An 11,710-nucleotide genomic window follows, 5' to 3' on the forward strand; every position below is an offset into this window, starting at 1 on the left:
ACCACCGCCACCGCCACCGCCGAGGTAGATCGCGACCCTTCCGCCTTCCGACGCGATCCGTGTCACGGCCCGGCCGAGCAGCAGTTCGCCGCCACTCGCGGTCACGTCGTCGGCCAGCGCGCGGGCGACCGCCCGGTAGTCCACGATGGCGCTCTTCGGCGAATGCAGCGCGGCCAGGCCCCGCACGTTCGGCTCGATCTCGCGCAGCGCCCCGGGCTCCAGCCACGCGACGCCCGGCACGCCGTTGGCCTTCGCGCGCCGCTCCAGTTCGCGCAGCCGCTCGACTTCGAGCGCGTCGCGGGCGACCACGACCTTGCCGATCTCCCGGTACTCCAGGCCCTTGTCCGCGCAGAACTCCTGCAACAGGTCCACGCCGCGCCGGCACAGCACCGCCTTGAGCGAGCCCGGCGTGTAGTAGAGGCCCGAGTGCACGACACCCGAGTTGTGCCCGGTCTGGTGCGCCGCGACCTCGCTCTCCTTCTCGAGGACGGTCACCTCGTCGCCGCCCACCTCGGCCAGCCGCCGGGCCACCGCGAGGCCCACGATCCCGGCGCCGACGACACCGATCCGGCGGCGGGCGGGCGGCCGCGCGGCCGAGTGCTCTGGAATCAACGACTGTCTCCTGCTTCGCTCGCGCGCCGCCGCCGGTCCGCGCCCGTCGCGGGAACCGGCAGGGCCGGGACAGGCGCCACTTTACTTGGCCTCTTCCCCATCCACCCGGCCGCTCAACGAACCGCCGGGGTCGCGGCGCCGTACGCCTCCCGGTAACGCTCGGCGGTGCGCGCGGCGGTGGGAATGGAAGCGATCGCGCCCGGCATCTCAACGCTGAGGGAAGCCGCCGCGCAGGCGTACCGCAGCGCCACCACAGCCGGCCGCCGCGCGGCGAGCGCCGCCGCGAAAACCCCGGCGAAGGTGTCTCCCGCGGCGGTGGTGTCCACCGCGCGCGCCGGCGCGGCAGGGCTCTGATGCCGCGTCCCGGCTCGGTCGGCGAAGCAGGCCCCTTGTTCGCCGAGGGTGAGCACGACCCGCGGCGCCAGTTCCAGCAGCCCGGCGCACAGATCCCACGGCGCGGCGATCTCGTCCCGGGCCGGGCCCGGCCGCGACCCGGTGAGCATCGCGGCCTCGATCTCGTTGACCACCAGCAGATCCGTGACCGCGAGCAGCGCCGCGTCCAGGGGCCGGGCCGGCGCCGCGTTCAGCACCGTCAACGCCGTCGCGTCCGCACCCGCCTCCCGGGTCCCGCGCTCATGTACGGCCTCGAAGGCGGCCCGCACGGTCTCGGCCGGAACCTCCAACTGCGCGAGCACGACCGCGCCGCCCCGGATCGCGTCCAGCTCGGCGGCGGTCAGCTCGCTCAGGGTGCCGTTCGCTCCGGGTACGACCACGATGCTGTTCGCGCCCTGCGCGTCGACGGCGATCAGCGCGATGCCCGTCGGCACGCCCGCGACTTCGCGCAGCAGCGAGACGTCGACGCCGTCGGCGCGCAACGCTTCCCGCAAGCGCGCCCCGTGCTCGTCCCGGCCCACCGCACCGAGGAACGCGCACTCGGCCATCCCCGACCGCGCCGCCGCGACCGCCTGATTGGCGCCCTTGCCGCCCGGCAGCGCATCGAGACGGGTCGCCAGCACGGTCTCCCCCGGGCCGGGCAGCGCCCGGCAGCGGGCGACCAGGTCGATGTTGGCGCTGCCGAGCACCACGACCCGAGGGAGCGCGAGGCCGCCGGCTCGGGCGGTTTCCGGGTCGGGCGCGGGTTCGGATCGCTTGGGCACGCCGCGATTATCGCGCGGCGCCGGCGCGTCTGCGCTCGTAGACGCGCAGGTGGAGGGTGGCCAGGTCGAGCAGCGGGGTGGCCACGGCGAGACCGCGGGCGCGGGCGGACAGGTCGCCGAGGATCTGCTCGGCCTCGGTGCTCGCGCCCTCGGTCAGGTCCCGGTACAGGGAGGAGGCGAACGGTTCGCCCGGCCGGGTGATCAGCGCGCTCGTCGCCGCGAGCTCCTGCGGCGGCACCGGGTGGCCCGCGGCCGCCGACACGGCGGCGGCCTCGTCGAGCACGGCGCGACCGAGGTCCGCGCCACCGGGACAGGCCGCGATGTCCCCGACGGGAGCGCGCATCAGGCAGGTCAGGGCACCGATGGTGGCGATGAAGACCCACTTGTGCCACATCGCGGAGGTGATGTCGTCCGACACCGAGAACTCGAATCCCGCGCCGGACAGCTGCGCGGCGGTCGCGTCGAGGCGCGGGTCGGCGTGGGTGGTGCGCGCGCCGATCCGCAGGGAGGCGAGCGGCGCCAGCCGCAGGATGTCGCCCTCGGCGTCGAGCTGTGTCAGCACCTTGACCACGCCGCCGAGCACCGCGGCCGGACCGAAGCGCTTGTCGAGCTCGTCCAGGTGCGCCATGCCGTTGAGGAAGGGCACGATCCGGGTATCCGGGCCGACCCCGGGCGCCAGGTCGTCGAGTGCGGGCGGCAGCGCGCTCGCTTTGACCGCGAGCAGCACTGTATCAAAGGTTTGATCTAGTTCGGGGGCGGTGACCAGGCGCGGTTCGATGCGCTCGTCCTGCCCGAGGCCGATCACCCGCAGTCCGCGCCGGCGCAGGACCTGCGCGCGACGCGGACGGACCAGGAACGTCACGTCACGGCCGGCCTGGACCAGGCGCAGGCCGAAGTAGCCGCCTGTGGCACCCACGCCGACGACCAGGATCGACATCTCGAACACTCCCTGTTCCGCTCGGTCGCGGGCGCGCCGGCGCGGCGCGCCCGCTGGGAGGAGAACCGCGCGGCGGGCAGGGAGAATTCCCGCGTCCGGGCCGGCCCGCGCGGACCGGCCCCGTGCGGCCGACCTGCGCGAGGCCGACCTGCGCGAGGCCGGGCCCCGGCGTCACGCCTCGACGCGGTACTCGGCGTGTACCAGCTCCAGCAGTTCGGCGACCGAGGTGTCCGCCGAGCGCCGGTCGAAGGTGATCTCGCCGTGCTGCAACAGGTTCACCCGGTCGCAGACGTCGACCACCTGGCTGTAGTTGTGGGCGATCAGGATGATGGCCAGATCGCCGCGTTGCTTCAGGCGCCGCAGCAGCCGCAGGATCTGCGTGCCCTCCCGGGCGCCCATCGCCGCAAGCGGCTCGTCGAGCAGCAGCAGCTTCGCGTCCGAGTGCACCGAGCGGGCCACCGCGATCGCCTGGCGCTGACCGCCGGAGAGCTGCCCCACTTCCGCGGTCACCGAGGGGATCTCGATGCCCACCGAGTCCAGCGCCTCGCGGGCGCGCCGGCGCATCTCCCGCCGGCGCAGAAACGGCAGCGGGCCGTGTGTCAGTTCCTTGTTCAGGTGCAGGTTGAGGTACACCGGCAACCCGTCGATCAACGCAAGGTCCTGGTACACGGTCTCGATCCCGAGCGAACGCGCGTGCGCCACCGACCGCAGCCTGGTCTCGGTGCCTTCGAACAGGATGCGGCCGGAGTCGGGCCGGTGGAAGCCCGTCAGGATCTTGATGAGCGTCGACTTGCCCGCGCCGTTGTCCCCGATCAGGCCGAGGATCTCGCCGCGCGCCACGTGCAGGTTGATGTCGCGCAGCGCCGTGACCGGGCCGAAGCGCTTGGAGACGCGCTCGACCCGGATCACCTCGGCGCCGGCGCCGGCGCCGTCCGCCGCGGCCGGCGTCCCGGCGGTGTTCGGGTCTGCCGCTTCGCCGGTCATCGCAGTGCCCTCTTTCGCAGCGAGGCGAGATAAGCGTTCAGCAGCATCGCGACGACCACCGCGATGCCGATCACGACGTCGAAGGCGTACGCGTTGACGCCTATCAGGTTGAATCCGTCGTTGATGACGCCCAGCAGCAGCGCGCCGAACAACGCCCCGACCACCGTGCCCGAGCCGCCGAGCAGCGCGGTGCCGCCGATGACGGCCGAGGCCACCGCCATGAACATGGTGGTGTTGCCGCCGCTGGTCGGGTCGAAGGAGCCGACCCGCACCTGGTCCAGGATGCCGGTGAACCCGGCCAGCAGACTGGTCACGACGAAGGTGGCGATCTTGATCCGGCCCACCTTGATCCCGGACTCCGCGGCGCTGAGCGGGTTGCCGCCGGCGGCCTGGGTGTAGACGCCGTAACGGGTCGCGGACAGCGCGATCTGGAGCACGGCGATGATCGCCAGCGCCCAGACCAGCTCGGACCAGCGCCATCCGCCGATCACGCGTTGCAGGCCGCCGCCGATCGGCGGCTGGGTCGGCTCGCCGCGCGACTGGATGTACGACATGCCCTCCAGGAAGAAGCCCATGCCGAGCGTGGTGATGAAGGAGGACAGGTTGAACAGCACCCTGACCAGGCCGTTGACGAGGCCGACTCCGGCGGCCACCGCCAGAGCGCCGATCAGCGCGAACGGCACGGTGGCCCCGGCGTCGTAGAACGAGGTCAGGACGAAGGGGGTGAAGGTGTAGACGAATCCGGCCGACAGGTCGATCTCGCCGCAGATCAGCAGCAGCGCCTCGGCTCCGCCGATGATCGCCCACGGCGCGGCGTACTGCATGATGATGTGATAGTTGTTCGTGGTGTTGAATCCCTTGCCGCCGGCCACGGAGAAATAGACCACGGCCGCTATCGTCACCAGGACGATGCTCAGCTCCCTGCGACGCACGAGGGCGGAGAGCAGGGCCGCGCCCGGTCCGCGGGCGGGTGTGGCTCCCGGTGGCGCCGCCCCGGGACCCGGGGCGGCGGCGGGCGTGGCGGCGGCGTGGGTTTCGGCTTCGGCCACGGGCGCTCCTAAGCTTCTACGACTGAACCGTCAGCTTCTGCGACTGCGCCTCTTCTACAACTGAACCGTCGAAGGCGGCGGCAGCGTGATCGACTTCGGCATCGGAACCAGGGCCTTGTTCGTGCCGCCCTCGAAGCGGCTGCCGGCCGAGGCGTACGGCCCGACGTTGTCCTTCGTCACGAAGGTCAGGCCGGTGTCGGTGGCCGGGGGGAAGACGAGCGTGCCGGACAGGCGGAACAGGTAGAGATACAGCACGCTGAGGAAGCCCTGGAGGTAGGCGGACTGGTCGATGGTGAAGTCCAGCGCGCCGGTCTTCACCCCGTTGATGGTGTCGGTCAGGGTGTCGAAGCCGCCGGCGTGCACCTTCCCGGCGATGCCCTGCTTGGCGATCAGCTGCGCGATGCCGGCGGTGCTGCCGGCGTCCACGGCGTACAGGCCCTTGGCGTCCTGCGCGCCCTGATACGCGGACTCCATCGCGGACAGCTCGCCGGCCTGGTCGGCGCCGGTGTCCACGCTGTGCACGGTCACCGCGGGCGCCGCCTTGGCGAGCGCGGCCTTGATGCCGTCGAGACGCGGCTGGACATTGTTGCCGCCCGGCTGCGAGATGCCGACGAGGATCGTGCCCGAGGTGACGTCCCGCGCGATGCGCTGTCCCATCAGCACCCCGGACTGGTAAAGATCCTGTCCGACGTAGGCGAGCGCGTAGTTGTTCGGGGCGGTCGCGTTGTAGGCGATGACGGGGATGCCTGCGGCCAGCGCCGCCTTTATGGGCTCGACGAAGGCGCTGGAGTCGGTCAGCGCCACCGCGATCCCGTCCGCGCCACCGCTGATCGCGGTCTCGAAGGAGCTGACCATCTCGGAGACCACGCCGCCCTGGGAGCCGGTCCACTGCGGGTCGGCGACGCCCAGCAGCGCCGCGGCGTCCTGCATCCCGTAGCGGGTCGGGACGAAGAAGGAGTTGGTGGTGACGTGGTTGACGAAGACGAAGCGCCACTTCGGCGTGCTGGCGAAGTTGCCGGTGCCGGCGGTCGAGGTGGTGTTGTGCCCGCTTGTGCACGCCGCCAGGAGCGAGGCCGCGGCGGCCGCGCCGCCTCCGGCCATGACTCCCTTGAGCAGGCCGCGGCGTGATTGGAGGAATGCGGGGGGCTGTTCGGCGGCTGTGTGCCGCGGATCGTTGTTAGCGCTAACAACCTGGCCCGCACTGTCCGGAAGCTGCTCGATCGACATTGACCTCACATCCAGCGAAGACGGCTGATGACGGAAGCTGATGGCGGAAAGGATCCGATCACATCGGGTGTAGCCGATAGTAAGCCATCATTGGACCGGGTTCACGGGGCGTCAAGAGATCCCCGTTAAAACAGTTCTTTGGAGAGACGCCGGGGACGCGCGGGTATCCGGTCTCGGGGTTGCTCTGCACCGGTTGCTGCGCATCGGTTTCTCTGCACCGGTTGCGAGCGCGGACGCTCGCTCGCGCGGTCGCCGAGGCGAACGCGGCCGGGGCGACCGATGGTACACGACCCCAGAGATAAGGGTTCGATGTATCGAGCGCGGTTCAGTCGGCGGGCACGGCCGGTTCGCGCTCCGGTCGCGGCTGCGGCTCGTGGTCCGGTTCCACTTCCGCTTCCGGCTCGTGGTCCGGTTCCTCGTCGTCGCCGGCCAGATGCCTGCGCAGCCACTTCTCGGTGGTACTGACGTGAACCAGCGCGGCGGCCTGCGCCAGCGCGCCGTCCCCTGCCGCCAGCGCTTCGTAGATCGCCTCGTGCTCGGCCAGCGTGCGGTCCGCGGCGTCGTCGTCGACCATGCCGCGCCAGACCCGGGCGCGCACGGTGCGACCGGAGATCCCGCCCAGCAAGCTGACCAGGGTCTGGTTTCCGGTCGCGGCGATGACCGCGTGGTGGAATGCGGTGTCGTGCATGTTGAGCTGCTCGGCGTCGTCGCGGGCGGTGCGCATCGCGGCCAGGTGCCGCCGGACGTCGTTCAGTTCGTGCCCTGAGATACGCGTCGCGGCGAGCGCGGTGGCGACCGGCTCGAACAGCCTGCGCACCTCGGTCAGCTCCAGCAGCGTCTCGCCGCGCAGCAGTTCGACCGCGGAGCCGACCCCTTCCAGCAGCACGCCCGGCTCAAGGCTGGTGACGTAGGTGCCGTCGCCGCGGCGGATCTCCAGCACTCGCGCGACCACCAGCGCCTTGACCGCCTCGCGCATCAGATTGCGCGACAGGCCCAGCTGCGCCGCGAGCTGCGGTTCAGGCGGCAGCCGCGCACCGGCCGACAGCGCTCCCGACCGGATGAGCTCTCGAATACGGCTGATCGCCTTGTCGGTCAAGGACATGTCTCGGGCCTCATTCAGTCACGCGTCGCTGCGGCAGCGTAACAAAAGGTCCCACGTCCAGAAAGGCGCAGACGACCGCCCGGGAAGCTTTCACGAAAGCCACCACGGACGAACAATGACATATAGTCGGAAATTGTCCGATTCCCCGGCGTCACTCCCTTCCCACCCGTACCGACCCGGGTCGAACAAGCGTCCGATGTCTGGCTGCGGACTGCCCGCCGTTGACGCGCTCCGGGCCGGGTGCCGCCGTGTAGGGCGGGCACCCGGCCCGGAGCGCGCGTCAGCGGACCAGGTCAGGTCAGCTGCAGGCGTTTCCGTTGAGGGTGAAGGCGCTGGGGCTGGTGTCGTTGCCGGCCCAGGTGCCCTGGAAACCGAACTGCACGTTGCCGCCGGGCGCGATGGCCGGGTTGTAGCTCATGTTCGTCGCGGTGACCGCCGACCCGGACTGGGTCACGTTCGCGTTCCACGCGTTGGTGACCTTCTGGTCACCCGGGAAACTCCAGGTCACCGTCCAGCCGTTCACCGTCGAGGTACCCGTGTTGGTCACCGTCACGTTCGCGGTGAACCCACCGCCCCACTCGTTCTTCACGTACGAGACCTGACACGTCCCACCACCCGTGCTACCGGTCCCGATCGTCCACGTGAACGACGCGGACCCGGACGCGCTGGTGGAGTCGGTCGCCGTGACGGTCACGTTGAACGTCCCCGACGCGGTCGGCGTACCCGAAATCAGACCCGAAGAGGAGATCGACAGGCCCGCCGGAAGACCCGACGCGCTGTACGTCAACGACTGACCCGACCCGGAATCAGCAGCCTGGATTTGCAGACCGCTGATCGCGGTGCCCACCGTCCCGCTCTGCGCACCCGGATTGGTGACCGTCACCGTGTTCCCGCTGCTACCGGTCCCGATCGTCCACGTGAACGACGCCGAACCCGACGCCCCGGTACCGTCCTTCGCCGTCACCGTCACATTGAACGTGCCCGACGCACTCGGCGTACCCGAGATCAGACCCGAAGAGGAGATCGACAGGCCAGCCGGAAGACCCGACGCACTGTACGTCAACGTCTGGCCGGACGCCGAATCGGTGGCGTTCATTTGCAGACCACTGATCGCGGTGCTCACCGTCCCGGTCTGGGAACCGGGGTTGGTGACCGTCACCGTGTTGGCCGGGGAGCCGTTGGGCGTGAGGTAGATCGCGAACGCGTCGTGCGCGGCCTGGAAGGTGAAGGGCACGGTGATCGAGCCGCTGGACGCGCTCACGGACTGGTTGTAGACGACCTGCGGCGCCGACAGCGGCGCCTGGTCCGGGATCCGCTGCACCTGGACGTTGACACTCCCGCTACCGGAGAGCCAGGAAAGCGAGGACAGGCCGCTGAAAGTCACCGACGCCGAGCCGGTGTACCCGTTGGAGTCCCCGACGATCGCCACCGCCCGCTTCGCCGTACTGTCCTCGGACGCCGAGATCGCCGTCGAACCGACCTGCCCGGAGGTGTTCACCAGCGTGCCGGTCATGTCAGCGTAGTCGCGCAGCGCCCACCAACTGCCCGTCGGCTGCCACGTTCCGTTGGACTGGGTGAGCACCCCGGTCAGGTTCGGCGTCTGGCAGCACACCCAGTTGCCGCGCATCGCGTTGGTGTACCCGGACTGCGCGAACCGCGCCAGATACCACGCGGTCACCCCCGCGGTCTGCCGATCAGCCGGCTGATACTCGTTCGCCGACAACGGCCGCGACCCGATCCCCGCCGAGGACAGCTGGCTGTTGAGGGCCTGCGAGACGGCCACCGGGTCGTCCACGTCGCCCTCGTCGTGGTTGGTGATCATGTCCGGGACCGTGCCCGCGGACTTGACGTGCGCCAGCCACGTGGACCACTCGCCGGAGTTGCGCAGCGGGGTGTACGCGAGCGACGGACCGACGATCTGCGCTCCCGGGGCGATGCGGCGGATCTCCCGCGCCGCGGTGTCCCACATCTGGAAGTACTGGGTGCTGTTCATCCCGCGCGTCCAGAAGACGGAGATGTCCGGCTCGTTGTAGATGTCGTAGGCGAGCTTCAGGCCCGAGGACTGCAACGCGCCCACGGTGGCGTCGATGAAGCTCACCCAGTTGGAACAGTTGCCGTTGTCGCACGGGAAGGTCGTGTTCGAGGGCTGACCGCCGTCCGCGCCATAGACGTCGCTGAGGATCACCTGGTACTGCGAGTGATACGGCGACTGGGTGAATCGCTTCGCCTGCGCGATGATCTCCGCTACGTCAGCCTTCGTACCCGAGCCGTAGGTGTAGTTGTCCCCGATCCATCCGCGGGATGCGTGGCCGCCGCCCCGGTACGCGGTGATGCCGAGCGGGAGGACGTACTGGTCCGCCGGCTGCGTACCGTCCTGGCTGACGCCGTACAGGAACCCCTCCCCCACTCCGGTCGACGGGCCTTTCGCGGACGCCAGGTTCACCGTCAGCGACTCGCCCGAGGCGGCGTGGCCGGGCGGCGCCGCGAGCAGTGGCAATCCCAGCGCGAGAGCCGAACCGGCGGCCAGCGCCAGGCGGCCGCCTCGGCTCCAGGGTCTGATCTCAAATCTCTTCCTCATCCTGCCGTTCCTCCGTTTTCCGCGCCACACCACGGTGGTGGCGCACGTGTGGGCCGCGCGTGTGGGCACGCGCGCGGACTCGTTGTCCCTGGGCAGTGCGGTGACTACACTGCGCGGCGCCGACCGGACCGCGCCGCAGCCACGCGTCGGCCGGAATCGTGCTCAGCCACGGGCAACAGGGCTGAGCCGGGCCGCGCCCGACCACGTGAGGGAGAGTCCGATGAACATCGGTGAAGTCGCCCGCCGCTGCGGCGTCTCGCGCAGCACGGTCTCGTACGCTTTCAGCGGCAAACGCGCGGTGTCCGAGCCCACCCGGCAACTGGTGCTGACCGTCGCCAGGGAACTGGGATACCGGCCGCAGGTCGCCGCGCGCACCGCCGGCGAGCCGTTCGCCCGCACGGTCGGTCTGGTCATCCCGCCGGCCGCAGAGCAGCTGACCGAGATGCAGCTGGGCTTCGTCGGCGCCGTCATCGCCGCCGCCACGCGCGCCGATTTCGACGTGCTGTTCTCCCCGTCCGGAACCGATCACGACCGCTCGTTCGAACGCATCGCCACCAGGCGGCAGCTGGACGGGGTGATACTGATGGAGATCCGTCTCGACGATCCGCGGATCGAGCGGCTGCGCCGCGCCCACATCCCCTTCGTCACCATCGGCCGCACCACCAGGCCGCAGCCGGTGTCCTCGGTGGACCTGGACACCGCCGCGCTGGTCGGTCAGTGCGTCGACCACCTGGCGGACCTGGGGCACCGGCACATAGCCCTGATCAACCGGTCCACCGAGCTGGTGATGTCCGGGTACGCCCCGGCGCACCGCGCCCGCGACGGTTTCGCCCGGGCCACCACGTGCCGCCGCGTCGAAGGCGTCGAATTCTGCTGCGCGGACAACGACCTGGCCGGCGAGTCCTGCGTCGAGACGATCCTGCGGCTCTACCCGCAGGTGACCGGGGTCGTGACGATCAACGAGGCGGCGCTGCCGGGGATCCAGCGGGCGCTGACGCGCGCCGGACTCGACGTGCCGCAGGGTTTCTCGATCACGGGCCTGGTGGCGCGGCAGTGGGCCGAGCAGTTCCATCCCCCGCTGACCGCGATCGACGTGCCCGCCGGCGAACTGGCCGCCATCGCGGTGCGGCTGCTGCGGGAGCGGATCGCCAAGCCGCAGACCGAGCCGGTGCGGGAGTTGCTCACTCCGCCGATCGCGCTGCGCCACAGCACCGGGCCCGCGGTGGCGCGGCGGTAACGACGAGTTCGACGAAATCGACAAGGACGACAAGAACGGCGAGAGCGGCGGCAGAGCTCTGCTTCGCCGCCGCCACCGCGCCCGCCGCGCCCCGCGCCGCGCCGCCTCGCCATGCTCGGCGCCGGCCGGTTCGGCCGCCACCGCAGTCATGCGCGCGCCGGCGTTCGTGTGGGGCCTGAGACGGTGTTCGGTCCGGTTTCGGGAACGAATCGGCCGATCGACGACCGCGACGTGCGCCCCGGACCGAACACCTTCTGGAGACATCTCCCGGCACTGCCTAGCCGAGGGTCCACTGCTGGTTGCTGCCGCCGTTGCAGGTCCACAGCTCCACCAGGGCGCCGTTCGCCGTCGAGGCTCCGGTCACGTCCAGACAGAGCCCTGACTGCACACCGGTGACGGTGCCGTTGGAGTTGACGCTCCACTGCTGGTTGACCTGGCCGTTGCAGGAGTAGACGATCACCTTCGTTCCCGCGCTGGTCTGGTTGTCGTAAGCGTCCAGACACAGTGTCGTGCCGTTCACCGTGACGGTCAGCTGGTTGGCGGAGGTGTGGGTCCACGTCTGGTTCGCGCCACCGTTGCAGGTGTAGATCTGCTGCTGCGTACCCAGCGTCGTGGTGCTGTTCGGATCGTCCAGACACTTGCCGGCGCCGACCGCGTGCAACGCACCCGTGCTCGTCCCGCCGCCGCCGCCACCGCCGCCGCCTCCGCCGGAAGAGGAGCCGCCGGCGACGCGGTACATGACGGTGCCGTGGCTGGGGACGGAGGCGCTGATGGTTCCGGTGGTGGTGGTGATCGCGCCGGTCCACAGGTTGGTCAGGGTGTAGCTG

At 70.6% G+C, this 11,710-nt stretch carries 10 protein-coding genes; 1 reads left to right on the plus strand and 9 read right to left on the minus strand.

Features of this window, described 5'->3' with window-relative positions:
* From KGA66_RS25340 to KGA66_RS25375, 8 genes are all read right to left on the minus strand, one after another.
* Positions 1-612 (minus strand): FAD-dependent oxidoreductase (locus KGA66_RS25340; protein ID WP_211471414.1); only part of this gene is annotated, 612 nt, incomplete at its 3' end.
* 113 nt (positions 613-725) lie between these two features.
* Entirely contained in the window at positions 726-1,697 is a 972-nt protein-coding gene (locus tag KGA66_RS25345; RefSeq protein WP_438822076.1) for a ribokinase, read from the minus strand.
* A gap of 79 nt (positions 1,698-1,776) precedes the next feature.
* Positions 1,777-2,706 (minus strand): ketopantoate reductase family protein, encoded by a 930-nt coding sequence (locus tag KGA66_RS25350; RefSeq protein ID WP_211471418.1) that lies wholly within the window; start codon positions 2,704-2,706, stop codon positions 1,777-1,779.
* 171 nt (positions 2,707-2,877) lie between these two features.
* Positions 2,878-3,690 (minus strand): ATP-binding cassette domain-containing protein, encoded by an 813-nt coding sequence (locus KGA66_RS25355; protein WP_211471420.1) that lies wholly within the window; start codon positions 3,688-3,690, stop codon positions 2,878-2,880.
* Positions 3,687-4,739: an ABC transporter permease gene (locus KGA66_RS25360; RefSeq protein ID WP_211471422.1), complete on the minus strand. Its 1,053-nt coding sequence runs from the start codon at positions 4,737-4,739 to the stop codon at positions 3,687-3,689. Before KGA66_RS25360 ends, KGA66_RS25355 begins: the two co-directional genes overlap by 4 nt.
* Before the next feature lie 54 nt (positions 4,740-4,793).
* Entirely contained in the window at positions 4,794-5,855 is a 1,062-nt protein-coding gene (locus KGA66_RS25365; RefSeq protein ID WP_438822077.1) for a sugar ABC transporter substrate-binding protein, read from the minus strand.
* Between the two features lie 436 nt (positions 5,856-6,291).
* Positions 6,292-7,068, minus strand: a complete 777-nt coding sequence (locus tag KGA66_RS25370) for a FadR/GntR family transcriptional regulator (protein WP_211471426.1) — start codon at positions 7,066-7,068, stop codon at positions 6,292-6,294.
* A gap of 298 nt (positions 7,069-7,366) precedes the next feature.
* Entirely contained in the window at positions 7,367-9,646 is a 2,280-nt protein-coding gene (locus KGA66_RS25375) for a cellulose-binding domain-containing protein (RefSeq protein WP_211471428.1), read from the minus strand.
* A gap of 220 nt (positions 9,647-9,866) precedes the next feature.
* On the opposite strand from KGA66_RS25375, the gene KGA66_RS25380 reads away from it, so the two are divergent.
* On the plus strand, positions 9,867-10,883 hold the full coding sequence (locus KGA66_RS25380; RefSeq protein WP_211471430.1) for a LacI family DNA-binding transcriptional regulator: 1,017 nt from the start codon (positions 9,867-9,869) through the stop codon (positions 10,881-10,883).
* Between the two features lie 277 nt (positions 10,884-11,160).
* Here the strand turns inward: KGA66_RS25380 and KGA66_RS25385 are convergent.
* A partial coding sequence (locus KGA66_RS25385; protein WP_211471432.1) for an RICIN domain-containing protein occupies positions 11,161-11,710 on the minus strand: 550 nt, incomplete at its 5' end.

The organism is Actinocrinis puniceicyclus, from assembly GCF_018283645.1.
GTDB classification, from domain to species: Bacteria; Actinomycetota; Actinomycetes; order Streptomycetales; family Catenulisporaceae; genus Actinocrinis; species Actinocrinis puniceicyclus.